We start from the raw sequence: 24,274 nt of genomic DNA, 5'->3' as shown, positions 1-24,274 counted from the left end.
TAATCATTCGCATGTGCGCCTCAGTGGTGGGTCTCACGGTCGGGCTGTGCGCCCTCGTCTGGCTCACGCTCTGGGTCGGCTCGCCGTCCGTGCGCCCGGGCGAGGCGCTGGCGGCGCTCACCGATCCCGGCCACCCGGCACGTGTCCCCGTGTGGGAGGTGCGCCTGCCGCGCACCCTGCTCGGAGTCCTGTGCGGCGGCGCGCTCGCGGTCTCGGGGCTGCTGCTCCAGGACGTGCTGCGCAACCCGATCGCGGGGCCCGAGCTCCTCGGTGTCTCCTCCGGCGCGGCGGTGGTGATGGCCGCCGTCGTCGTCCTGGGCCTGGGGGTGCCCGTCGCGGTGCTGCCCACCGCGGCGCTGGTGGGCGCCCTCGCGGCCGGGGCCCTGGTGCTGCTGGCCATCGGTCGCACCCGTGCGCCCGACCACGTCGCGCTGGTGGGCGCGGCGGTCTCGGCGGCGTGCGGCGGCCTGGTCGTGGCCGTGGTGGGGCTGGGCACCCAGGGCAACGTCGTGGTGCTCTTCCGCTACCTGCTGGGCAGCCTGGCCGCACGCACCTGGGTGCACGTCGAGGCGGTGCTGCCGTGGGTCGTGGCCGGGGTGCTGGTGGCCGCGCTGCTGCGGCGTCGGGTTGAGACCCTCACGCTGGGCGACGACGTCGCGGCCGGCCTCGGCGTCGCGGTGGCGCGCAGCCGCGTCCTCGCGGTGCTCGTCGCGGCGGTGCTCGCCGCCGCGGTGGCCTCGGTGTGCGGCCCGATCGCCTTCGTGGCACTGCTCGCCCCGCACCTGGCTCGCCGCCTGCTCGACAGCGTGAGCACCCGGGAGGTCTTCTGGACGACGACGGCGCTCGGCGCCGTGCTGCTGGTGCTGGCCGACCTGGTCTCGCGCACGCTGCTCTACCCCGTGGAGCTGCCCGTGGGCATCGCCACCACCCTCGTGGGGGTGCCGGCGCTGCTGCTGGTGCTGCGGAGCCGGGTGCGCGTCGCATGAGGGCCGCGCGGTCGCTCCCGGTGGTGCTCGGCGTGAGCGTGCTCCTGGCGGTCGCCCTCGTGCTGGCCCACCTGCTGCTGGGGCGCAGCGAGATCCCGGCCCGCGACGTGCTGCGCGTGCTCGTCGGCGACGCCGAGCAGCCCGCCCACCGGATCATCGTGCTCGACTACCGGCTGCCCCGCGTGCTGGTGGGGCTCGGTGCCGGTGCCCTGCTCGCCGTCTCAGGGGTCCTGGTGCAGGCCGTCGTGCGCAACCCCCTGGCCGAGCCGGCCACGACCGGCGTGGGCGCCGGGGCGGCGCTGGCCGTGGTGGCCACGCTGGTCGTGTGGCCCGGCCACGCCTGGACCTACGCGGCTGCCTTCGGCGGGGCGGTGCTCACCGGAGCACTGCTCTTCGTCCTCGGTCGCGGCGCCCTGGCCCTGGCCGGGGTGCTGCTGGGCGCGGTGCTCGCGGCCGGCACCTCGCTCCTGCTCGTCGTCGACTCCGCGCCCATCGCCACGGTGCTGCGCTGGCTCGTCGGCTCGCTCAACGCGCGCACGCCGTCGGACTGGATGCAGCTGTGGCCGTGGGTGGTGGTGCTGGTGCCGGCGGCGTTGCTGCTTGCATCGCGGCTCAACGTCTTCGCCCTCGGCGAGGTGCCGGCTGCGGGGCTCGGCGTGCGTGCCGCACCCCTGGTGGCGACGGTCCTGCTGGTGGCGGTGGCCGCCGCCGCCGCTGCCATCGCCGCGGCGGGCGCCGTCGCCTTCGTGGGGCTGGTGGCGCCGCACGTCGCGCGTCTGCTGGTCGGTGGCGACCACCGGGTGCTCATCGCGGTGAGCGCTGCTCTCGGCGCGCTGCTGCTGAGCCTCGCCGACCTGGTCGCCTTCTCGATCTCGGTCCAGGTTCCCGGGGTCGCGCCCGACGTCTCCGGCGTCCCCGTGGGGGCCGTCACCGCCCTGATCGGGGCGCCCGTCCTGGTCAGCCTGATCCGCAAGGAGAGTCACCCGTGACCCCCAGTCCCCCGTCCCCGCTCGCCGCGCACCGGCTGGCGGCCGGCCACGGGCGTCGCGCCGTCGTCGCACCGCTCGACCTCGCGCTGGAGCCGGGCACGATCACCGTGCTGGTCGGTCCCAACGGCTCGGGCAAGTCCACGTTGCTGATGACCATGGCCCGGGTGCTGCGACCCCTGGGAGGCGAGGTGCTGCTCGACGGCGAGCCCATCGGCGCGCGCTCCTCGGTGGAGGTGGCGCGGCGCGTGGCGGTGCTGCCGCAGACCGCCGTGACCCCGCCCGGTGCCACGGTGCGCGCCCTGGTGGAGCAGGGGCGCTACCCCCAGCTGGGCCCCTGGGCCATGCTGCGGCGCCGTGACGATGCCGCCCTGCGGCGCGCGCTGGCGCTGACCGGCCTCGAGGGGCTGGCCGACCGGCGGTTGGACCAGCTCTCGGGCGGTGAGCGCCAGCGCGCCTGGATCGCGATGGCCCTCGCCCAGGAGACCGGTGTGCTGCTGCTCGACGAGCCCACCACCTACCTCGACGTGCGCCACCAGGTCGACCTGATGCGACTGGTCGAGCAGCTGCGCGACGAGCAGGGCATGACGGTCGTGATGGTGCTGCACGACCTCAACCAGGCGGCCCGGCACGCCGACCGGGTGGTGGCGCTCCGCGAGGGGCGCGTGGTCGCCGACGGCGCACCGCACGAGGTGGTGACCCCAGCGGTGCTGCGCGAGGTGTTCGACCTCGCGGCGGTCGTCGTCGAGGACCCGGTGACGGGACGTCCGCTGTTCGTCCCCTGCTGAGCGACCCGTGGGCGACCGTCGGTGTGTCGCGGTTTGCGCGGGGACGCCGCCGGGTAGTCCAGGGGAGCCCGCACTGCCTCGAGGAGCTGCCATGGCCGACCCGGCCGACACCACCGTTCCCGACCACCCCTCCGTGGCCGGCCGTGACCACGCCAGCGAGCAGGTGGGCGCCGCGTCGCACCCCGCCCCGGGCACGGAGACCGGCGACCCCGCGTCGACGACCACTCCCGTGGTTCCGGTGACGGGCGCCGCGCCCCCGCTCCCCGGCGGCCCGCTGGGTGGCAGCCCCGTCGTCACGCCGGAGGAGGTCAGCCTGGCCGAGGCCCAGGTGGCCGACCTGCAGCTGCAGGAGGAGACCGTCCGTCAGCTGCTGACCCTGCTGGCCGACGCCGCCACCAGCGTGCGCCAGGGCTACCCCGAGGGGGTCGACCTCGGCGCGTTCGGCGGTTCGCGCCGCGGTTCCCGGATGGCGCGGCACACCGCGGGCGCGCAGGAGCGCGTCATGCGGGCGCTCGACATGGCGTCCGAGGCCCTGGCGCAGCACCAGACCGCCATCACGGTCTTCCGCGACGACCTCGAGCAGGTCGAGTCCGAGGCGGCCGACCTCCTGGCCATCCTCAAGCAGCGCAGCGAAGACGTCGTCGTCTCGGTCGAACGGAGTGTGGACTGATGGCCGGTCGCGAGGAAGCCCGCCTGGTCGAGCTGGTCGACCAGGCGCGCCCGCGTGCCATCGACCGTGAGGCCGACGAGTGGGAGCGGCGCGCCCACACGCTCGAGGAGGCGGTGCGGGCCATCGAGGCCGCCGCCGCGCGGCACCCCGAGATCGGTGGTCAGACCGGACCGGCGATGGCGCAGGCACTCGCGGTGGCTGCGGACGCGCTCTCGGTCAAGGCACGCGACCTCCACCGCGGCTCCCAGGCGCTGCGCGACGTCGCGCACGCCACCCAGGAGGCGAAGCAGGAGCGCGAGCGCGTCGACCAGCGCCACCCCCGCCAAGGGGGCGGTGAGGTGGTGCTGCGCGAGGAGGAGTCGCGCAGGGCCGCCGACGACCACGAGAACGCCTTCCGGCGTGGCATCGCCGTCATGAAGGAGATCCAGGTGGGCAAGGACCCACGCACCGCCACCATCCCGGTCGAGACGCCCGTGGTGGAGGAGCCGACCCGCTGGCGCTCGACCGAGAACGAGGAGAAGGGCGAGGTCGGGCTGCACCCCGGCGACCCCGAGTGGGACGACCCCGAGGACATGGTGGGTGGATCGGCCGGCTACGGCATGGGCACCGTCGCCCTCGGCGGCGCCGGGGCCCTCGGTCTGGCCGCTGGTGCCGCGGGCGCGGCGCGCGCCGCGGCCTCCGCGGCCTCCGCGGCTCCGGCCGCAGCCCTGGGGCGGATGGGCGGCATGGCCGCGAGCGCCCCGGCCGTGCTGGGCGGTGCCGGAGCCATGGGCGGCGGCCGCGGCGGGAGTGAGATGGCCGGCGGCGCGCCGGGTCGCACCCACCGCGCGGCCCGCGGCGGCGGGGGTGGCCTGCTGGGCGGGCGGCGCGGCGGCAAGCGCGACGACGAGGCCCCCGCGAAGGACCGCGACCTGCACGACGACGGCGAGGGCTGGCTCGACGACGAGGGTGGGCCCGGGATCCTGCGCTGACGGGCCGACCGGCCGGCGCCTACCCGCGCGTGGCCAGCAGCAGCACCACGCACACTGCTAGGCCCACCAGGCCGACCCCGGCCAGGGTGAGCGCGAGGTAGGCGACGTTGCGCATGCCGGGGGTGTGGTCGACCTGCCCCGAGCGGTAGGCCAGCAGTCGCCACGCACCCACCGGCAGGGTGACCGCGGTCCAGACGATGAACAGGACCGTCAGGGCAGGGAGCAACGTCATGGAGGTCAGTCCCCGAAGCGGCCGGCGGCTACACGGCCGGCAGCCGGCAGCCGGCAGCCGGCAGCCGGTGTGGTGGCCGCCGCCCGCCCGGGGGGCTCAGGAAGCGCAGGCGTCCTGCAGCTCGGAGGCCACGCGCTGCTCGGCGTTGACCAGCGTGGAGATGTCGTCCGGGGAGGGGTCCGCGACGACGTCGACGGGGCGGGTGATCGCGGCCAGGGAGCGCGAGTAGGCGGCGACCACGGTCAGCAGGCGCTCCTCGACCTGCTCGTCGAGCGTGCCGGGGTCGGCGACGGCGGTGCCGAGCCGGTCGATGGCGGCGGCGTAGCTGCTCGCGGCGGTCGGGGGAAGGTCCGCGTCGTCGATGACGGCCCGTCGCACACCCTCCAGCGAGGCGTCGGCCACGGCGGCCTGCCGGCAGACCTGTGCGGTGACGTCATCGGACTCCTCGGCCGCGCAGCCGACGACGGGGAGCAGGAGGAGCGCGGGGATCAGCCGCAGCGGTCGGAGCACGGGCACATCCTCACCCGGGCCGCGGTGGGGGCCAGGCCCGCCACGCCGGGCACCTAGTCTCGTCGGCATGCGAAGCCCCGTGCAGCAGTACCTGCAGGACATCGCCGACCGCTGCGGCGGCACCGCCGGTGAGGTCGCCTCCTACATCCCCGAGCTGGCGGCGGCCGACCCGGACCGCTTCGCGCTGGCGCTGGCCACGGTCGACGGCCACGTGTACACCGTGGGCGACGCCGAGGTTCGCTACAGCATCCAGTCGATCTCGAAGCCCTTCACCTACGCCCTGGCGCTGGCCGACCAGGGGGCCGAGGCGGTCGCGGAGAAGGTCGACGTCGAACCCTCCGGCGAGGCGTTCAACGAGATCAGCCTGGCGGCGCAGACCGGCCGGCCGCGCAACCCGATGATCAACGCGGGCGCGATCACCGCGGCCTCGCTGGTCCGGGGCGCAACGGGTGAGGAACGCTTCAACCGCGTGCTCGAATGGTACGGCGCCTTCGCGGGCCGTGATCTCGACGTCGACGAGGGTGTGTACGGCTCGGAGCTCGGCACCGCCCACCGCAACCGCGCCATCGCCCACATGCTCCGCGAGTACGAGATCCTGGAGGGCGACCCGGAGGAGACGCTGGCGCAGTACATCCGGCAGTGCGCCATCGCCGTCGACACCCGCGACCTCGCGCTCATGGCCGCCACGCTGGCCAACGGCGGCGTCCAGCCGGTCACCGGGGAGCGGGTGCTGGAGACCGGCAGCGTCGAGCGGGTGCTGAGCGTGATGGCCACCTGCGGCATGTACGACGCGGCCGGCGACTGGATCTCGACCGTCGGCATGCCGGCCAAGAGCGGGGTCAGCGGCGGCATCATCGCGGTGCTGCCCGGCCAGGTGGGCGTGGCCGTGTTCTCGCCCCGGCTGGACGCCCACGGCAACAGCGCCCGTGGCGTGCAGCTGTGCGAGCGGATGTCGCGCGACATGGAGATGCACCTGATGCACGTGGGTCGCAGCTCGCACACGGCCGTGCGTGCCAGCTACCCGCTCTCGCACCTGGCCTCGCGCCGACGCCGGCCGGACGCCGACCAGGCCGTGCTGGCCGAGCACGCCGAGAGGTCGCGGGTCTACGAGCTGCACGGCGACCTGCTGTTCGCCGGAGCGGAGCGGGTGGTCCGGGCGGTGGTGGACGACGAGCCCGAGCTGGCCGTCGTCGACCTGCGCCGCGTCGACGACGTCGCCGAGGTGGCGGGCGTGACGCTGCTCGGGTTGCGGGCGCTGCTGCGCGAGGCGGACAGCGAGGCCGTCGTCGTCGACCCGCAGGGTGTGCTGCCCGACCCGGATGCCGGCACCGAGCTGGCCACCCCGCGCTTCGACGACCTCGACGCCGCCGTGCGCTGGTGCGAGGACGAGCTGCTGCGCCGTCACGGCGGCGCGCCCACCACCGAGCAGCAGCTGGTCGACGAGCACCCGCTGCTGCGCGACCTCAGCGCCGGGGCGCGCGCGGTGCTCGACGGCGAGCTGGAGCGCCTCGAGGTCGAGGAGGGGTCGGTGGTGCTGGAGGCGGGCGGCGGCTTCGCCGGCGTCCACGTGATCGTGAGCGGGGAGGCGGTCGCGACCGTCGACGGGCCCGACGGCGAGCCGGTGCGCCTGGTGACGATGAGTCCCGGCACCTCCTTCGGCGAGCTGGCGCTCGGCACCGGTGACGTGCAGGAGACCTGCATCCGCGCGGCCACGGACCTGGTGCTGCTGCGGCTCTCCAGCGAGGCGATCGAGCGGGTCACCCGCGAGCGTCCTGACGTCGCTCTGGAGATGTGGCAGGCGATGACGCGCGACGGCTACCGGGTGGCGGACCGGGCTCTGCGCGCGGGTCTCTCACGCGGATGAGTCTCCTCGCGGCCTGACCAGAGGACGGCGCCGATCGCAAGGAGCCAGACGGCCGCATTGACGAGCATCGCGGTCACGAACCCTCGCTCGTCCGGAACCGGACCACCGGCCAGGGTCAGCACCGTGACACCGACGGCACTACCGGTCGCGAAGCCGACATAGCGCAGGACCAGGTTGAAGGCGAGGGCACTGGCAGTCTGTTCGGGCGGCACGGCGCGGACCAGCAGCACCGGGAGCGTGGCGAAGGTGCCTCCGCTCCCGAGGCCGGCCAGGGCCATGGCGACCGCGGCCTGCCACACGTGGTCGTGGGCGACCGCCAGCAGCAGGCTGGACAGCAGGTAGACGCCGCACCCCAACGGCAGCACGCGGGCCGGGTGGACTCGCCGCCCCCACCGGAGCGAGAGACGAGACCCGATCACGCTCATGAGCGAGTAGGGGATCAGCATCATGCCGGCCACCAGCACCGGCTGGTCGAGCCCCCATCCGTCCGGGGAGTCGGCCTGCACCAGCACCATCACCAGCGTGAGACCGAAGTACATGCCCGTGCCCGCGAGCAGTCCGGTGACGTGCGGTCCCCGAGCGGGTCCGCCGAAAGCCAGCCGGAGGTCGACCAGCGGAGCATCGCTGCGGAGGGCCAGCTGGGTCCACGCAGCGAGGGTCACCAGCCCGAACGCGAGGAGTCCGAGCGTGCCGGGGTGACCCCAGCCCCACGAGGTCGACTGGGAGACGCCGAGCAGCACGGACAGCGTCGATACGGCGAGCAGCGCCACCTCGCCCGGCGGCACCGGCAAGCGAGCCGCGTGGGGCTCGCGGGCCAAGCACGCCCAGGACGCGGCCATCGTGATGAAGGTGAGGGCTGCGCCGAGCCAGAAGGCGGCTGCCAGCCCACCGACCTGGGCCACGAGCGCCGTCAGTGGAAAGCCGAGGCCGGCGCCGGCGACACCCCCGACGGAGAGCAGGGCCACTGCAGGCCCGAGCCGGTCGGCGGGCAGATGGTCGCGGGCGATGCTCATGACCAGGGGGGCCAGGGCCATGCCCACGCCCTGCAGCACCCTGCCAGCGAGCAGCAGGCCCAGTCCGACGTCGCTCGGAAGAGGCAGCGCCGCGCCCAGGGCAGACAGGAGGGTGCCGAGCAGCACGACGGCCAGCCCTGCGAGCACCACTCGTCGGCGGCGGTGGGCGACCGCCACCCTGCCCACCAGGGGTGTGGCCACGGCGGCGGTCAGCATCGTGGCGGTGAGGGTCCACTGCGCACTGCTCAGCGACACGTCCAGATCGGCAGCGATGGTCGGTACCAACGGCGCTCCCAGGCTGCTGACCACGCCGGTGACCGTGGTGAGCAGCAGCAGCGAGGGGACCAGGAACCGGGGCGGTGGTGCCGCGTCGCCCGTCATCCTCAGGACGTGCCGGAGTGGCCCAGGCGCGCTGAAAGGGTGTGGGTCTGCTCGAGCAACGACGCCGCGAGCTCCTCGATGCGTCCCTGGATGCGTCCCGCCGGGCCACAGACGCTGATGACGGCCACGGGGCGGTTCTCGAAGTCCAGCAGGGGTGCCGCGACGGCTCCGGCGCCGGCCTGTCGCTCGCCGAACGAGAATGCGTAGCCGCGTTCGCGGATGACGCGCAGCTCGCTCACGAGCGCGGGGCGGTCGACGAGAGTCTGATCGGTGACCTGGACCAGCTCGACGCTGTCGAGGTAGTCGTCCTGCTCCTCGGGCGTCAAGAACGCGAGGAACGCCTTGCTCGAGCTCCCGGCGTGCAGGGGGAAGCGCGCACCGACCTGCACCGACATGATGACCTCACGCGCAGGGGTGACCTGGTCGAGGTACACGCGATGGTTGCCGTGCCGGATGGACAGCGTGGTGGTCTCGGCGGTGTCGTCGCTCAAGCGCCGCAGGGTGTCGCGCGCGAGGTCCCGGACGTCGACGCGCTGGCTGTAGGTGCTGCCCATCACCAGCCACGAGGGACCGAGGACGTAGCGCCGCGTAGCCGGCTCGATCTCCAGGAAGTCGCGGCTGCACAGCGTCGTGACGATGCGGTGCACCACGGCCTTCGGCAGGTCGAGGGCACGAGAGATCTCCGAGATGCCCAGGCTCGAGGTGCCGGGGCGCGCGAAGAGCATCAGGACGTCGAGGGCTCGCTCGAGCCCTTCGAGGGTGCGGCCTCCGCGGGCGGCAGGCGCGGTGTCGGTGGACGGCACGGCGGTGGGCTCCAGGTGGTCGTGGCAGGTCGTCGTGGCTGTTCGTCGGGCGGCATGTCGATCGGCAGCGGGGTGCGCAAGCGCTCTTTGACAGGGTCCGCGCTCGGATCCTAGTCTTCCGATCAGCGAAATGTCGATCCTCTGAACGAAACGGGTAGTGCTCACGTGAGGTTCCAGGACCATCATGGCAGCGCTGCGTGCGGTCCTACGGCGAACCGATGATGCAGCCCGGGGTTCGCGCGCTCGAGCCGTTCTCGATCGGTGGCGTGCAGCTGCGCAACCGTGTGGTCTTCCCCGGTCACACCACCAACTTCGGGGTCGACTCCCTGCCGACGCCTCGACACCGGGCCTACCTGGCGCGCCGGGCGGAGGGCGGCGCGGGACTGGTGATCACCGAGGCGGTGCGTGTCCACCCCACGAGTGCCGGTCGGGACAGCACCCTCGGCTCCTACCACCCGGACGCGGTGCCGGCGTTCGCGGCGCTGGCCGACGCCGTGCGTGGTGCCGGCGCTCCGCTGCTGGCCCAGCTGATGCACGCCGGTCGCCAGGCCGCCGGAGATGCGACCCGTACCGCGTCCTGGGCGCCGTCCCCCATCAGCTGGACGCAGGGCGGCCCCGTCCCGCACGCGATGACGGTGCGCGACATCAGGACCGTCGTGGACGCCTTCGCCGACGGCGCCCGAGCGATGGCGGCCGCCGGGCTCGACGGTGTCGAGGTGCACCTCGGGCACGGGCACCTGCTGCAGCAGTTCCTGTCGCCGGTCACCAACGCCCGCACCGACGCCTACGGCGGCTCGTTCGCGCGCCGATTGCGGCTGGCGCGGGAGGTGCTGGAGTCGGTGGCCGGGGCGCTCCCGTCCTCGATGCTGCTGGGTGTCCGGGTCAGTGCCGATGAGTTCCTGCCCGGCGGACTCGAGCCTGACGATGTTCTCGAGGCGCTCTCGGTGCTGCGCGAGGTGGTGCCGATCGACCTGCTGCACGTCAGTCACTCCGCCTACGTCGGTCAGGCCTCGCTCGCCACGCAGATCGCCGACATGAGCCACGGGCCGGCGCCCTACCGACGCTTCCCCCGGCGCTTCAAGCAGGAGATGCCGGACCTTCCCGTGGTCGCGGTCTGCAGGATCGACGACCTCGCGGTGGCTGACGAGCTGCTCGCCGCCGGTGACGCCGACCTGGTCGCGATGGCGCGAGCCCAGATCGCCGACCCGGACCTGGTGGTCAAGACAGGCGCTGGGAGATCGCACGAGGTGCGCTCGTGCCTGGCGTGCAACCAAGCGTGCATCGGACGCATCGAGCTCAACCTCCCGCTGTCGTGCGTGGTCAACCCGGCGGCCGGTGAGGAGGAGGCCGACGCGGCGTCGCGGCGTGACGTCTCGCCGGGTCGATCCGTCCTGGTGATCGGAGGGGGGCCGGCCGGTCTGACAGCGGCGGTCACTGCGGCCGAGGCCGGCGCGGCCGTGGTGCTGCTCGAGGCGGGTGCCCCGGGTGGTCAGGTGCAGCACGCCCGGCGCCTCGCCGGTCGCGAGCGACTGGGGCTCCTCGTGGACGACCTGGTAGCTGCGGCCGATCGTGCGGGGGTAGACCTGCGCACCGGGGTTGCGTGGACCGGGACACCGGAGGCGCGGCCGGGAAGGCCGGCCGGAGGCTCCGTCGACGCCGCCGCGTTCGACCACGTCGTACTTGCGACCGGAGCGGTGCCCGCTCGGACAAGCCTGCCCGGCACCACGGTCCTCGACCCCCTGCAGGCGATCGCGCTCGCCGAACCGGGCGTCGAGCATCGGCGGCTGGCGGTGGTGGACCACGAGGGCTCCTGGGTCGCCGCCGGCCTGGTGGAGGCGTTGGCGCGCGCCGGTCACCGCGTGCACGTCGTCTCTCCCGGTGCGCAGCTCTTCGGGCGGGTGACCCTCTACAGCCGGGTGGGGCTGCTTGACCGTCTCCAGGCGTTACCCGTCTCGACCCACCTGGGACGTCGGCCGGTGCGGGGTGTCGACGACGGGCTGGTGCTGTCCGACGTCGTCGGGGCTCACGAGGAGGTTCTGCCCGGCGTCGACCTGGTGGTCGACGTCGCGCCGCGCCGGGCTCACGACTCGCCGCTGGCTGCCCTCGAGGCCCTCGGGCTGGGTGGCCGGACCGTGGTCGTGGGCGACGCACTGGCGCCGCGCTCGCTCGTCGAGGCCACCCACGAGGCGCGCCGGGCAGTGCTGTCCGCGCTCGGTCGCCCCACGACTCCGGGCGATCCCCGCGCCTGACCGACCACCCGCCACCACCAGTCCCGAGCACCAGGAGGCCCCATGTCCGAGCCGACCGTCGACCACGATCCCATCCGGCTGGACGGCCTGGTGGCGCTGGTCACCGGCGCCGCGGGGGGCATCGGTTCCGGCGTGGCGTCGTTGCTCGCTCGGCGTGGTGCCACGGTCGCCCTCGCCGATCGTTCCGTCGACTCCCTGCTCACTGGGAGCCGCGCCGACGCAGGCAGTGAGCACGAGCTCGACCTCCTCGACGCAGACGCGCCCGGGAGGGTGGTGGCCGAGGTGCTCGAGCGGCACGGACGCCTCGACGTGCTGGTCAACGCCGCCGGCATCAACGCTCGCTCGCCCGCGGCCGACACCAGTGCGGCCGAGTGGAACCGAGTCATGGACGTCAACCTGACCGGGACCTACCGGATGGTCCAGGCGGCATACCCGCCCCTGTGCGACTCGCGGGCCGCCTCGATCGTCAGCCTCACCTCGACCGCGGCTGCCGTGGCGGTCCCGCACAACACGGCGTACTCGACCTCGAAGGCAGCACTGGTCCACCTCACACGCCAGCTGGCCTCCGAGTGGGGGAGCGACGCGATCCGCGTCAACAGCGTGGCGCCCACCATCGTGGCGACGGCCATGACCGCCGCAGTGCGACAGGACCCGGTCTACATGGCGGACAAGCTGGCCAGCATCCCCCTGGGGCGGATGGCCGAGGTGGACGACGTCGCGCACGCAGTCGCCTTCCTGGCCTCGCCGGCGGCCGCGATGGTCACCGGCCAGACGCTCTACGTGGACGGGGGCGTGACCACCCGGTGATGCGCGTCGGGACATCGGCTCGTGTTACGGCCCGATGAAACCCGGCCCTAACCCTTGACGGGGTCGACGAGACGCGGTTCAGTAGAACGGTAAGAGGAACACCGTTTCTTTGAACGGAACAACCTCTCGGGACTGAGCAAGGAGGCAGGGATGGGACGTGGACTGCGAGGTCACGTCGGGCGCATCGCCATCGCCGTGGCGATGGTGTCGGCGACCGCCGCGTGCGGGGCGTCGAACCCGACAGATGCAGACGGCGGCGGGGGCGATGACGACACGCTCATCATCGCCGCGCTGAACGTGCCCGGAGGTTTCGACGGCGACGTCATCACCCCGGGCACGCAGCACACCGTCACCCAGATGTACGAGCCGCTCACGAACTATGGGGTCAAGGACGCCGAGGGCGGTGCCCGTGAGGTCGACCCTGAGAACATCGAGCCGGGACTGGCTGAGTCGTGGGAGGTCGCCGAGGACGAGCTGAGCGTGACCTTCACCCTCCGCGAGGGTGTCGAGAGCAACTGGGGCAACGAGCTCACGGCCGAGGACGTCAAGTGGAGCTGGGACAAGTCCCTTGACCAGGAGCGCACCGGTGCCTTCATCGCCAGTGTCTCGAACGTCGAGAGCGTCGAGGTGGTCGACACCTACGAGGTGCGGTTCAACCTGACAGACCCCAGCCCGATCCTGCTGACGGCGCTGACCCTGTACACACCCTCGATCTACGACTCGACCGAGATGAAGAAGCACGCCACGGACGAGGACCCCTGGGCACTGGAGTGGCTGGAGACCAACAGCGCGGGCTTCGGTCCTTACTACGTCGAGTCGGTGTCCGCCGGGTCGGAGGCGGTCTTCCAGGCCAACCCGAACTACTTCGGTGACGAGCCCTACTTCAAGACGGTCGTCTACCGCTCGGTCCCCGATGCCTCGACCCGGGTCCAGCTGCTGCAGGCCGGCTCGGTCGACTGGATCGAGGAGCTGACCTTCCAGCAGCTCAACGAGCTCGAGGAGAGCGACGGCGTCAAGGTTCAGTCGGTCGCCGGCAACTTCCAGGCCCGGGCGCTGATGAACCCCAACTACGAGCCGTTCGACGACAAGCGTGTGCGCCAGGCGATCAACCTGGCCACCCCGCACGAGCAGATCCTCGAGAACGTCTTCGCCGGCCGGGCCCAGCAGAGCCTCGGCCCGCTGCCCTCCACGATCCCCTGCGTCAACCCCGACCTGTGGTCCTACGAGACCGACGTCGACCGCGCCCGGGAGCTGCTGACCGAGGCCGGCTATCCCGATGGCGTCGACATCACACTGGAGTACTCGGGCCTGAACTGGTGGGAGGAGCCGCTCGGCGTGCAGCTGCAGGCCGGCCTGGCCGAGGCGGGCATCCGCGTCGAGCTGCAGCGCATCCCCGACGCCGACATGCAGGCCCGCGCCGCGATCACGGAGCGGGACCTGCCCTTCTTCACCTTCTACGAGCAGTCCATCGTGCTGGACCCGGGATACAGCATGCTGCTCACCTCGACGCCCGACGGATCGGCTGACCGCAACGCCTACGACAACCCGGAGGTGACGCGCCTGATCCAGGAGGCCAACGTCATCACCGACCAGGAGCAGCGCTGCGACCTGATCAACCAGGCGCAGCAGATCCACCTCGAGGATGCCTCCTGGCTGTACTCGGCGGAGATCGGTGGTCACGAGGCGATGGCCGAGGACATCGAGGGCTGGGTCTGGCACCCCGACAACCACGAGCGCTGGGCCGACCTGAGCCGGTGACCTCCAGGCCGTCTGCCAGGCGGCCGACCCGGCGGTGACGCCGCGGGGCCGACGACGACCTCGTCGGTCCCGCGGCCCAGCCTGCCCACAACCTCCAGTCCAGCAAGACCCCTCGAGAAAGGTGACGTGGCGCATGGGAAAGGGACTCGGCCGCTACCTGGCCTACCGGATCCTCCTGCTCTTCCCCCTGCTGTTCGGGGTCTCGGTGCTCACCTTCCTCCTCGTGCGGCTCGGTGACTCGAGCCCGGCGGTCATGGTGGCGGGTCCGACCGCCACCGAGGCGCAGATCCGTGACATCGAGGCAGACATGGGCCTCGACCGTTCGGTGCCCGTGCAGTACTGGACGTGGCTGACGGACGCGCTGCGCGGAGACCTCGGTACCTCCTGGATGTCCAACCGGCCGGTCACCGAGGAGCTGTGGGAGAAGCTGCCCATCACGCTCGAGCTGATCGGCTTCGGCATCCTCGGCGCCATCCTCTTCGGCGTGCTCGTCGGGGTCGCCTCCGCGGTGCGACAGCGTGGAGTGGTCGACCAGGTGCTGCGCATCATCACCCTGGCCGGAGTCTCCATCCCCTTGTTCTGGGGGGCGCTGCTGATGATCACGCTGTTCTTCACCGTGCTGGGCTGGGCCCCCGCCCCCCTCGGTCGGGTCGACCGCGGCATGGCCATGCCACCGCACCTGACCGGCATGCTCGTGCTCGACAGCGTCCTCAGCGGCTACCTGGCCACTGCGGTCTCCGCGCTTGCACACCTGGCACTACCGGTGCTCACGATCACGCTGATCACCGGCGCCACCATCGCCAAGCAGGCAAGGGCCGCGATGGTCGAGACGCTGGGGAGCCCCGCGGTCCGCTACGCCCGGGCCTGCGGGATGTCTGAGCGCGGAGTCGTGTGGCTGGCCTTCCGCAACGCCGTCCCCGACCTGATCGGGTACTTCGGCATCACGTTCAGCCTGGCGCTCGGCGGAGCAGCCATCACCGAGCTGATCTTCTCGTGGGGAGGACTCGGCCAGCTCGGGCTCGAGGCCATCACCAACGCCGACTTCGCCGTCGTCCAAGGGTTCATCCTCGTCATGGGCGTCCTGACCGCACTCATCTACCTGGTCGCCGACCTGCTGGTGGCCGCGATCGACCCGAGGGTGAAGCTCCAGTGACCGTACCGACGACCCCCGACGCCAGCGCCGGCCTGCCGATCGGCGGCCCGCCAGCCCACGTCGACCACGACCAGCCCGGTGCTGCCCGGGCCGCCGCTCGAGGGTTCTGGCGTTTCGTCCGTTCCAGTCCCGCGGCGTTCACCGGCACCACCATCGTGCTGGCATTCGTGGTGCTGGCCGCCCTCGCCGACGTGCTCATCGCCACTGACCCGTTGCAGGTGTTCGGTCGCGACCTGTTGGTGGCACCGAACAGCGAGCACTGGTTCGGGACCGATGGCAACGGCATGGACGTCTTCGCGCGCACCGTGCACGCCATCCGCATCGACCTGCTGATCTCCGTGAGCGCCGTGGGGCTCTCGATCGTCGTCGGGGTGGCGCTCGGGCTGATCGCGGGTTACCGCGGCGGATGGTTCGAGATGATCCTGCTGCGCGTCATGGACGTGCTGCAGGCGTTCCCGGCGCTGATCCTCGCCCTGGCCGTGGTGGCCGCTGCCCAGGAGTCCATCACCGCGGTCATCGCCGTGATCGCCTTCCTCGACACCCCCGTCTTCATCCGGATGACCCGGGGCCAGGTGCTGAGCCTGCGCGAGGCGATGTACGTCGAAGCGGCCCGCTCCACCGGCAACAAGCCCTGGCGGATCATGTGGCGCCACATCATGCCCAACACGCTCCCGCCGCTGATCATCCAGACCGCCGTACGGCTGGCGTGGTCGGTGATGATCGTCTCCTCGCTCGCCTTCGTGGGCGTCGGCATCCAGGTCCCGACCCCCGAGTGGGGAGCGATGATCCGGCACGGCTCGGCGTACGTGACCTCCGGACAGTGGTGGCCCTCGGTGTTCCCCGGCCTCGCGCTGATGCTCCTCGTGCTCGGCTTCAACTTGCTCGCCGATGCCATCCAGGACCACCTCGACCCGCGGAAGGACTGACCATGCCCTCCCTGCTCTCCGTCAAGGGGCTCCGCGTCCACATCGAGACGCCCGACGGCACCGCGCACGCGCTCAACGGGGTCGACCTCGAGGTCGCCGAGCACGAGATCGTCGGACTGATCGGCGAGACCGGTGCGGGCAAGTCGCTGACCGCCTGGTCGGTCCTGGGTTTGCTCGGCCCCCGGGCGTCGGTGGTCGCGGGGACCGCCGAGTTCGAGGGGAGCGACCTCGTGACGATGCCTGAGCGCCGCCGACGGCGGCTGCGGGGCCGTGACCTCGCGGTGATCGTGCAGAACCCCCGCGGTGCGCTGGACCCGCTGCGGAGCATCGGTCGCCAGATCGCCCAGACCAACCGACGTCACCGCGGCGTCTCGCGCTCGACCGCGCGGCGCAATGCCGTGCAGGCACTGCGCGACGTCGGGATCCCCGATGCCGCGCGACGCTCCAAGTCCTATGCGCACCAGCTCAGCGGAGGCATGGCGCAACGCGTGCTGATCGCCCTCGCGATGATCAACGAGCCGCGCCTCATCATCGCTGACGAGCCGACGACGGGCCTTGACCTCACCGTGCAGGCCCAGATCCTCGACCTCGTGCGCGCCCGGGTCGACGAGACCGGGTCCGCGGTGCTGCTGATCACCCACGACCTCGGCGTAGTGGCCCACTACTGCGATCGCGTCGCCGTGATGTTCGCTGGCCGCATCGTCGAGGAAGGCACCGTCGCACAGGTCTTCGGTGATCCTCGGCATCCCTACACCCGTGCACTCGTGGCGGCCAGCAGCGAGTCCCTGGACGAGCAGCTGACCGAGGAGGAGGACAGGTCCGACCCGCCGAACCTGGTGGATCTCCCGGACGGATGCCACTACCGGCCACGGTGCCCCTTCGCCGAGGAGAGCTGCGCCGCACCGGTGCCGAACGTGCCGCTGGGCGAGGGGCACCTCGCGCTGTGCCACTTCCCGTCCGCCCTGACCGCGATCGAGCGCGGGACGCACGACGACCAGGCCGGTCCGCGTGCGGAGCCTGTCGGAGAGGTGTCGCGATGACTGCCCACGTGGAGGCGAGAGGCCTGGTCAAGACCTTCCCGGTGCGGGGTTCCAGGTCACCGGTCCGCGCGGTCAACGGGGTCGACATCGTGATCCCCCGTGGCCGGACCCTGGGTCTGGTCGGAGAGAGCGGCTCGGGCAAGAGCACCGTGGGGCGCTGCCTGCTGCGGCTGCTCGAGCCCACCGAGGGCACCGTCCGCCACGGGGACCACGACGTGCTCGCGATGCGGGCAGACCAGCTCCGCCGCCACCGCGCCCGCTCCGCGATGGTCTTCCAGGACCCCTACGAGTCCCTCAACCCCCGGATGCGGATCCGCTCCATCGTCGAGGAGCCGCTGATGTTGCACACCGACCTCGACGGCCGGGGACGGCGCCAGCGCGCGGCCGAGCTGATGCGGATGGTGCGCCTGGAGGAGGTGCATCTCGAACGGTTCCCGCACGAGCTCAGCGGTGGTCAGCTGCAGCGCATCGGGATCGCCCGCGCTCTGGCGACCGACCCGGACTTCCTGGTGCTCGACGAGCCGACGTCGTCGCTGGACCTCTCGGTCCGGGCCGGTGTGCTGCGGCTGCTCAAGCGCCTGCAACGAGAGCTCGACATCACGTTCCTGTTCATCTCCCACGACCTGACGACGGTCGCCGCGATGTCGGACGACGTCGCGGTCATGTACCTGGGCACGGTGGTCGAGCAGGGCCCGGCCTCCGAGGTGCTGGAGAACCCCCAGCACCCGTACTCCCAGGCCCTGCTGTCGGCCGCGCTCCCCGTGACGACCGGCGCGCGGCCGGTGCGGCACGTCCTGGAGGGCGAGACCCCCAGCCCGGTGGACCTGCCGCCCGGTTGCCCCTTCGCCCCCCGGTGCCCACTGCGTCGCGACGACTGCGTCACGGGCATGCCCGCGCCGCACGCGGTCACCGAGCAGCACCTGGCGCACTGCGTCCGTGTGCCCGAGGGCACCCACATCCTCCCGGCGAGGGCGCCGGGTGACCACGTCCCCGCAATCTCAGGAGCCACCACCCGATGACGCACCCCTACGGTCACCTGTTCGAGCCGATCACGATCGGGCCCAAGGAGGCGAAGAACCGGATCTGGATGACGGCGCACAGCACGCAGCTGGTGAAGGATCACAACTTCACCGACCGCCACGTGGCCTACTACGCCGAGCGGGCCAAGGGTGGCGTCGGCGTCATCACGATGGAGGCGATGGCGACCCACCCGACCACGCAGCCCTACGAGGGCAAGATCTTCGCATTCGACCGGGCTGTGGTCCCGAACTACCAGAAGCTGAGCGCGGCCGTCCACGAGCACGGGGCCCTGCTCCTGGCGCAGCCGTGGCACCGCGGACGCGAGACCAACGGCGTCGTGAACCGCCTGCCGGTGTGGGCACCTTCGAGCATCCCCTGCACGGTCTACCGCGAGATGCCGCACGTGATGGACGAGTCAAACATCGCCGAGATCGTCGAGGGCTACACGTTGGCGGCGCGGTACGCCGCCGAGGGCGGCCTCGACGGTGTGGAGGTGCACGGTCTGGCCCACGGCTACCTGCTGGGCCAGTTCCTCTCTCCCGCGACGAACCACCGCACCGACCAGTACGGGGGATCGGACGAGAACCGCTTGCGCCTCGTGCTCGAGATCATCGAGCGCACCCGCTACGAGGTGGGGTCCGACCTGATCGTCGGCGTCCGGATCAACGGCGACGACGGCGAGGTGGAGAGCGGGCTGCGCACCGAGCACTGGGCACAGATCGCCCGCAGCATCGCCGACACCGGCCTGATCGACTACGTGTCGGTCTCGCAGGGCACTTACCAGAATCGGATGCTGATCTATCCCACGACGCCGCGGGAGCAGGGCTACCAGGTCGACGCCACGCGCCAGATCAAGCAGATGGTCCCCGAGCTGCCCGTCGTGGTGGCAGGCCGGATGACCTCGCCCGAGAAGGCCGAGCACGCGATCGCCAGCGGCGCGGCCGACATGGTGGGCATGGCACGCACGCTCATCGCAGATCCCGAGTGGCCGCGCAAGGCGCAGGAGCAACGCGAGCGCGACATCCGCCCGTGCGTGGGTGCCAACCACTGCATGGCGTCGATCGTGAGCGCACCGCTGGCCTGCATCCACAACCCGGCCGTCGGCCGCGAGGCCGAGATGGGCACGGGCACGCTCGAGCAGGTCGTGACGCCGCGCTCGGTCGCCGTCGTGGGGGGCGGTCCCGGTGGCATGCGAGCCGCACTGACGCTCGCGCAGCGCGGCCACGAGGTCACGCTGTTCGAGCGTGGCACCGAGCTCGGCGGCCAGGTCAACTGGATTGCCCGCTCGGAGAGCTACAGCGAGTGGGGCAGCATCGCCGGCTGGCTGATCACGCAGCTCCAGGACACCAGCGTGAAGATTGAGCTGGGCGTGGAGGCGACCGTCGAATCGCTGGCTGCGGGGGGCTACGACAGCGTCGTCGTGGCCACCGGCTCGAGCCCGCTGCGGCACGGCTGGAGCATGAACCACCCGGCGCGCTGGGGGTCCGGTGACCAGCTGCCGGGTGTCGACCAGTTCAACGTGGTGACCATGCAGGAGGCTCTGCAGGACCACACGCAGCTGGGTCCCCAGGTCATGGTCTTCGACGACCTGGGCACCCGGCACGCGGTCGTGGTGGCCGAGCACCTTCAGAAGAACCGCCACCAGGTCGAGCTGGTCACCTCGCTCAGCTCGGTGGCCCCGGAGCTGGCGGGCACGCGGGACGTCGGCTGGGTGCACAAGCGGCTGCGCACGGCCGGGGTGGTCTTCACCCCGAACCGCGAGGTGGCCGGGGTCGACGAGGACGTCGTCACCCTGCGCGACGTCCACACCGACGAGACCGAGCAGCGCGAGCCCGTCGACTCCCTGGTTCTCGTCACAGGGAGCAAGGCCGAGGACGCGCTCCTGCACGGCCTGCTGCAGGCCGGGGTCGAGGTGCGCGCAATCGGTGACTGCGTGTCCCCGCGCCGGGTTTTCAACGCCATCTGGGAGGCCGAGCTGGCCGCCCGTGAGATCTGAGGAGACGACATGTCCAAGGTGAGCTATGAGTGGACCTACGACGACGCGGGCCGCGAGGCCCTCGAGGAGGTGCGGGCCCGCCGCGGGTTCACGCTGCCGGTGCACGAGGTCATGGCCTCCGTCGACCCCGAGATCTTGCGGGCCTACAACTCGCTGGCCGGCAACCTGATCTTCGGTCCGGAGCCGCGGCACCTCGACCTGAAGACCCGCTTCCTGGTGCTGGTGGGCATCACCACCGCTGTCAAGGGCGACCGTGAAGGGGTCGAGTGGGCGACCCGCAACGCCATGAAGTACGGGGCCAGCGAGCAGGAGGTGCTGGAGGCGATCCTCCTCTCGGGACTGCCCGGCGGGATGCCCACCGTGGAGGCGGCGACGATCGCGTTCGCCGAGATGCTCCAGGGCAAGGGCTGGGTAGAGCAGGGCGCACCCGCCCCTCAGGACGGCGCCGACGAGGGGACGGCCTCCTGATGCCCTTCACCCTCGAGGCCGACGTGGTGGCGGTCGACGGCTCCACGCAGGCCCGTTCCTTCCCGGTCGCGCGCATGTACAACCTCGGCTCCGCCACGCGCGACGCCCAGGTGGCGGTGCACCACCAGGAAGAGGTGGCCGCGGCGGGCGTGCGCATCGCCTTCGACGTACCGGCGCCTCGTATCTATCCGATCGCCCCGCACGCGCTGACGACCTCCGACGCGGTGGAGGTGCACGGGGACCGGACCTCCGGTGAGGTCGAGATCGTGCTCGTCGTGGCCGAGGACGACGTCTACGTCGGGGTGGGATCCGACCACACCGACCGCGACCTCGAGCGGGTCAGCATCGTGTACAGCAAGCAGACCTGCCCCAACGTGCTCGCGCCGCGCCTGTGGCGTCTCTCCGACGTCGTGGACCACTGGGACGACTGCGTGCTGGAGTCATGGGTGGACGGCCGCCCTTACCAGCGCACCCCTACAGGGACCTTCCTCTCGCCCGAGGACCTGTTGGCGGTGCTGCGGGAGCGGGCCAACCCGCCCGACCACGGGTTCGTGCTCTACGCCGGCACCATCGTCGCCCTGGACGGTCGACTCGACTACGGGTCCACGTGGTCGTTCCGTCTGCACGACCCCGTGCTGGACCGCGAGATCACTCACAGCTACGAGCTCACCGGCCTCATGACCGAGATGGCCGAGGGCTTCCGCGTCCCACTCACCGTCGACGGCGGGTGAGGGCGATGTACGGAGACCTCGCCCGGATCGGTCTGGTCGTGCCCTCGACCAACTCCGTGGTCGAGCCCGAGCTCACCGCCCACGCACCGCCGGGGGTGGCGTTCTACGCCACCCGGGTGCCGGTGGTCGAGGTGGAGCGCCAGGAGGACAAGGTCGCCAGCATCGTCGCGATGCGGGACCGGGTGCCCGCGGCTGCGGCGGAGCTCGGTTCCCTCCAGCCCTCCGCCGTGATCTTCGCCTGCACCTCGGCCAGCTTCCTGGACGGCAGGGACGTCGATGCCGACACCTGCGCCGATCTGAGCGTCGCGGCGAACGCCCCCGCCTGCACCACGTCGACCGCGGTCGTGACCGCTCTGCAGGCGCTCGGCGTCGAGCGTCTGGCAGTGGTCACGCCCTACGTCGCGCCTGTCGGTGACGGCGCCGTGCGCTACCTCGAGCAGAGCGGTTTCACCGTCACGGCACGACGCGACCTGGGGCTGCTGAGCAACCTGGCGAAGGGTGAGCTGCCGGTCGACGCGAGCGAGCGGTTGGCACGCGAGGTCGACCTCACCGGTGCCGACGCCGTGCTGATCAGCTGCACCAACTGGCGGTCTCTCGACCGGCTGGCGAGCCTCGAGCGCGACCTGGGCCTCCCGGTGGTCTCGAGCAACCTGGCGTCCCTGTGGGCGGGACTGCGCTTGGCGGGCGTGCACGCCGGTGGTCCCGACGTGGCGCTCATGGAGCGACCCGGGACCACGCTCCTCGAGCGGCTAGGTCCGGTCGGTGCGGAGGCCCCCGCATGAGCGACCAGCTGCCCCCGGTGCGGCCCCACGTCGTCGAGACGACCGCGGGCCCGGTGCACGTGCGCGTGGCCGGGCACCCAGCCCGCGACGACGCGGGCACCCCCTGGGTTCTCCTGCACCAGTCCCCGCTGTCGTCGCGGCGGTTCACGTCCCTGCTGGGCCACCTGGCGCGCGACGGAGCAGCGCTCGCTCCCGACACGCCCGGCTACGGCGAGTCGCCGGCTCCGGCGGGTGAGACCTCGGTCGAGCAGCTGGCCGAGACGCTCTGGCAGGGCGTGGACGCCGTCACCGGCGGTCGCCCCATCCGGTTGCTGGGGCGCGCGACGGGGTCGGTGATCGCCCTGCAGATGGCAGCCACTCGGGTCGCCGACGTCGAGCACCTGGTGCTGCACGGCCTGCCGGTGTACACGCCGGACGAGGCCACGGAACGGATGGCTGGCTTCGCGCCCCCCTACGAGCCGGACTCCGACGGCGGGCACCTGACCCGGATCTGGCAGCGCGTCCAGGGTGAGTACCCGTGGGCCCCACCGGACCTCGTCACCTCGATGGTCGCCGACTACCTCGCCGCCGGACCGGACTTCGCCACGGCCTACCGGGCGATCTGGCGCTTCGACCTGACTGACGCCGTCGGCGCGGTTCGTGGGGCCGGACTGCCTGTGACCCTCGTCGGCGGGGGGCAGGACCGCATCCGTCACATGCACGAGCGAGCCCGGCGTGTTCTCCCGGAGGCCGCCGAGGTGTGGCTGCCGGAGGCCACGGACTTCGTCGCTGAACAGGACGCTGCTGGCTTCGCCGCGGTGCTAGCAGCCGCCGCCTCGGGTGGCGGGGCACCGGTCACCTCCGATGCGCCGACTGCGGATCCGGCCGAGCCGACCCAGCACGGCCCGCTCACCGGGCTGCGGGTCATAGACGTCTCGACCATCCTCGCAGGACCTCTGGCCTGTCAGCTGCTGGGCGACTTCGGTGCCGACGTGATCAAGGTCGAGCACCCCACGGCGGGGGACAGCATGCGCGGTCACGGTGAGTCCAGGGACGGCGTCCCCTTGTGGTGGAAGGAGATCTCGCGCAACAAGCGCACGGTCGGCCTGAGCCTCTCGGACCCGGACGGTGCTGCTGCCTTCCGTGCCCTCGCATCGACGGCGGACGTCGTTGTCGAGAACTTCCGGCCGGGCACCCTCGAGAAGTGGGGGTTGGGACCCGACGTCCTGCTGGCGGAGAATCCAGGACTCGTCCTGGTGCGGGTGACCGGCTTCGGACAGCAGGGCCCCTACGCCGGTCGCGCCGGTTTCGGCACCCTCGCCGAGGCCATGAGCGGCTTTGCCCACCTGACCGGTGAGGAGTCCGGCCCACCGACGCTGCCGGCATTCGGCCTGGCCGACAGCATCTGCGGGATCGCCGTGTCGTCGGCCGTGTCGATGGCGCTGCTCGCCCGCGAGCGCAACGGCGGTCACGGACAGGTCATCGACGCCGACCTGCTGATGCCGATCATGACTGCGGTGGGGCCTGGGGCCACCTACTACCAGCAGAACGGCAGCGTCGGGCAGCGGCACGGCAACCGGTCCACCAACAACGCGCCGCGCAACACCTATCGCACTGCCGACGGCTCATGGGTGGCCGTCTCCACCAGTGCCCAACGCATCGCCGAGAGGGTCATGCGCCTGGTGGGCCGTCCCGAGATCGTGCAGGAGCCGTGGTTCAGCTCAGGTCACACCCGGGCGCAGCACGCTGACGAGCTCGACGGCTACGTGGGCGGCTGGATCGCCACCCGGTCGCGTGACGAGGTGCTGGCGGAGTTCACGGCGGCGGGAGCGGCAGTGGCTGCCGTCTACGACGCTCGTGACCTGGCGGAGGACGAGCACGTCCGCGCCACCGGCATGCTGCGCACGGTTCCCGACGACGAGCTCGGTGACGTCCTGATGCACGACGTCATGTGGCGCATGTCCGGGACGCCCGGCGCGATCCGGTTCACCGGCCGCCCTCTCGGCGCCGACACCGACGCCGTCCTGATCGACGAGGTCGGCCTCGACGCCGCCCATGTGGCCGATCTGCGCCGACGGCAGGTGGTCGCATGAGAGTCCCGAGGCCGGTCGGCGCTTCCTGACCGGCAGCAGTGCACCTGGCGTCGTCGGCGACGCACCCC

The 24,274-nt window shown here is 72.1% G+C and carries 22 protein-coding genes; 18 read left to right on the top strand and 4 right to left on the bottom strand.

Annotated features, from left to right (window positions below; translation table 11 throughout):
- The first annotated feature begins 11 nt into the window (after window positions 1-11).
- The 5 genes from ABD948_RS13035 to ABD948_RS13015 all read left to right on the top strand — a co-directional run bounded on the left by ABD948_RS13035 (window position 12) and on the right by ABD948_RS13015 (window position 4,401).
- Entirely contained in the window at window positions 12-986 is a 975-nt protein-coding gene (locus ABD948_RS13035; protein ID WP_345266442.1) for a FecCD family ABC transporter permease, read from the top strand.
- A 32-nt stretch (window positions 987-1,018) separates the two neighbouring features.
- Window positions 1,019-1,975, top strand: coding sequence for a FecCD family ABC transporter permease (locus ABD948_RS13030; RefSeq protein ID WP_345266440.1), 957 nt, complete (start codon window positions 1,019-1,021; stop codon window positions 1,973-1,975).
- Complete coding sequence (locus tag ABD948_RS13025; protein ID WP_345266438.1) at window positions 1,972-2,760, top strand: ABC transporter ATP-binding protein; 789 nt, start codon at window positions 1,972-1,974, stop codon at window positions 2,758-2,760. Before ABD948_RS13030 ends, ABD948_RS13025 begins: the two co-directional genes overlap by 4 nt.
- Before the next feature lie 91 nt (window positions 2,761-2,851).
- Window positions 2,852-3,430, top strand: a complete 579-nt coding sequence (locus ABD948_RS13020; RefSeq protein WP_345266436.1) for a hypothetical protein — start codon at window positions 2,852-2,854, stop codon at window positions 3,428-3,430.
- Window positions 3,430-4,401 carry a hypothetical protein gene (locus tag ABD948_RS13015; RefSeq protein WP_345266434.1) on the top strand — a complete coding sequence of 324 codons (972 nt, stop codon included), beginning with the start codon at window positions 3,430-3,432 and terminating at the stop codon, window positions 4,399-4,401. The genes ABD948_RS13020 and ABD948_RS13015 overlap by 1 nt, the downstream gene beginning before the upstream one ends.
- Before the next feature lie 19 nt (window positions 4,402-4,420).
- On the opposite strand, the gene ABD948_RS13010 is transcribed toward ABD948_RS13015, so the two are convergent.
- On the bottom strand, window positions 4,421-4,633 hold the full coding sequence (locus ABD948_RS13010; RefSeq protein WP_345266431.1) for a hypothetical protein: 213 nt from the start codon (window positions 4,631-4,633) through the stop codon (window positions 4,421-4,423).
- Window positions 4,634-4,729: 96 nt separating this feature from the next.
- Window positions 4,730-5,143 (bottom strand): hypothetical protein, encoded by a 414-nt coding sequence (locus ABD948_RS13005; protein WP_345266429.1) that lies wholly within the window; start codon window positions 5,141-5,143, stop codon window positions 4,730-4,732.
- Window positions 5,144-5,210: 67 nt separating this feature from the next.
- Here ABD948_RS13005 and glsA point away from each other — a divergent pair, with 67 nt between their 5' ends.
- Complete coding sequence (gene glsA / locus ABD948_RS13000; RefSeq protein WP_345266427.1) at window positions 5,211-7,007, top strand: glutaminase A; 1,797 nt, start codon at window positions 5,211-5,213, stop codon at window positions 7,005-7,007.
- Here the strand turns inward: glsA and ABD948_RS12995 are convergent.
- Both ABD948_RS12995 and ABD948_RS12990 read right to left on the bottom strand, forming a co-directional pair.
- Window positions 6,959-8,401 (bottom strand): MFS transporter, encoded by a 1,443-nt coding sequence (locus ABD948_RS12995; protein WP_345266424.1) that lies wholly within the window; start codon window positions 8,399-8,401, stop codon window positions 6,959-6,961. The two genes, glsA and ABD948_RS12995, sit on opposite strands and share 49 nt — an antisense overlap.
- A gap of 2 nt (window positions 8,402-8,403) precedes the next feature.
- Window positions 8,404-9,204 (bottom strand): IclR family transcriptional regulator, encoded by an 801-nt coding sequence (locus tag ABD948_RS12990; protein WP_345266422.1) that lies wholly within the window; start codon window positions 9,202-9,204, stop codon window positions 8,404-8,406.
- A 218-nt stretch (window positions 9,205-9,422) separates the two neighbouring features.
- Between ABD948_RS12990 and ABD948_RS12985 the strand changes: the two genes are divergently transcribed.
- The 12 genes from ABD948_RS12985 to ABD948_RS12930 all read left to right on the top strand — a co-directional run bounded on the left by ABD948_RS12985 (window position 9,423) and on the right by ABD948_RS12930 (window position 24,206).
- On the top strand, window positions 9,423-11,453 hold the full coding sequence (locus tag ABD948_RS12985; RefSeq protein WP_345266420.1) for an oxidoreductase: 2,031 nt from the start codon (window positions 9,423-9,425) through the stop codon (window positions 11,451-11,453).
- A gap of 42 nt (window positions 11,454-11,495) precedes the next feature.
- Complete coding sequence (locus ABD948_RS12980) at window positions 11,496-12,260, top strand: SDR family NAD(P)-dependent oxidoreductase (RefSeq protein WP_345266418.1); 765 nt, start codon at window positions 11,496-11,498, stop codon at window positions 12,258-12,260.
- Between the two features lie 150 nt (window positions 12,261-12,410).
- Complete coding sequence (locus ABD948_RS12975; protein WP_345266416.1) at window positions 12,411-14,018, top strand: ABC transporter substrate-binding protein; 1,608 nt, start codon at window positions 12,411-12,413, stop codon at window positions 14,016-14,018.
- 133 nt (window positions 14,019-14,151) lie between these two features.
- The gene (locus ABD948_RS12970) at window positions 14,152-15,171 is read left to right on the top strand and encodes an ABC transporter permease (protein ID WP_345266414.1); all 1,020 of its coding nucleotides are present in this window, start codon (window positions 14,152-14,154) and stop codon (window positions 15,169-15,171) included.
- Window positions 15,168-16,097, top strand: a complete 930-nt coding sequence (locus tag ABD948_RS12965; protein WP_345266412.1) for an ABC transporter permease — start codon at window positions 15,168-15,170, stop codon at window positions 16,095-16,097. Before ABD948_RS12970 ends, ABD948_RS12965 begins: the two co-directional genes overlap by 4 nt.
- Window positions 16,098-16,099: 2 nt before the next feature.
- Complete coding sequence (locus ABD948_RS12960) at window positions 16,100-17,137, top strand: ABC transporter ATP-binding protein (protein ID WP_345266410.1); 1,038 nt, start codon at window positions 16,100-16,102, stop codon at window positions 17,135-17,137.
- Window positions 17,134-18,156: an ABC transporter ATP-binding protein gene (locus ABD948_RS12955; protein ID WP_345266408.1), complete on the top strand. Its 1,023-nt coding sequence runs from the start codon at window positions 17,134-17,136 to the stop codon at window positions 18,154-18,156. Before ABD948_RS12960 ends, ABD948_RS12955 begins: the two co-directional genes overlap by 4 nt.
- Window positions 18,153-20,153, top strand: a complete 2,001-nt coding sequence (locus ABD948_RS12950) for an oxidoreductase (RefSeq protein WP_345266406.1) — start codon at window positions 18,153-18,155, stop codon at window positions 20,151-20,153. The genes ABD948_RS12955 and ABD948_RS12950 overlap by 4 nt, the downstream gene beginning before the upstream one ends.
- Before the next feature lie 9 nt (window positions 20,154-20,162).
- Window positions 20,163-20,621: a carboxymuconolactone decarboxylase family protein gene (locus ABD948_RS12945; protein WP_345266404.1), complete on the top strand. Its 459-nt coding sequence runs from the start codon at window positions 20,163-20,165 to the stop codon at window positions 20,619-20,621.
- Window positions 20,621-21,352, top strand: coding sequence for a DUF2848 family protein (locus ABD948_RS12940; RefSeq protein WP_345266402.1), 732 nt, complete (start codon window positions 20,621-20,623; stop codon window positions 21,350-21,352). Before ABD948_RS12945 ends, ABD948_RS12940 begins: the two co-directional genes overlap by 1 nt.
- A 5-nt stretch (window positions 21,353-21,357) precedes the next feature.
- Complete coding sequence (locus ABD948_RS12935) at window positions 21,358-22,134, top strand: maleate cis-trans isomerase family protein (RefSeq protein WP_345266400.1); 777 nt, start codon at window positions 21,358-21,360, stop codon at window positions 22,132-22,134.
- Window positions 22,131-24,206, top strand: a complete 2,076-nt coding sequence (locus tag ABD948_RS12930; RefSeq protein WP_345266398.1) for an alpha/beta fold hydrolase — start codon at window positions 22,131-22,133, stop codon at window positions 24,204-24,206. The genes ABD948_RS12935 and ABD948_RS12930 overlap by 4 nt, the downstream gene beginning before the upstream one ends.
- Window positions 24,207-24,274 lie beyond the last annotated feature (68 nt).

Origin of the sequence: Nocardioides nanhaiensis (assembly GCF_039542785.1) — a bacterium.
GTDB classification, from domain to species: Bacteria; Actinomycetota; Actinomycetes; order Propionibacteriales; family Nocardioidaceae; genus Nocardioides; species Nocardioides nanhaiensis.
Note: the sequence above shows the minus strand (reverse complement) of the source record. Positions and strands in the feature narration are given on the sequence as shown.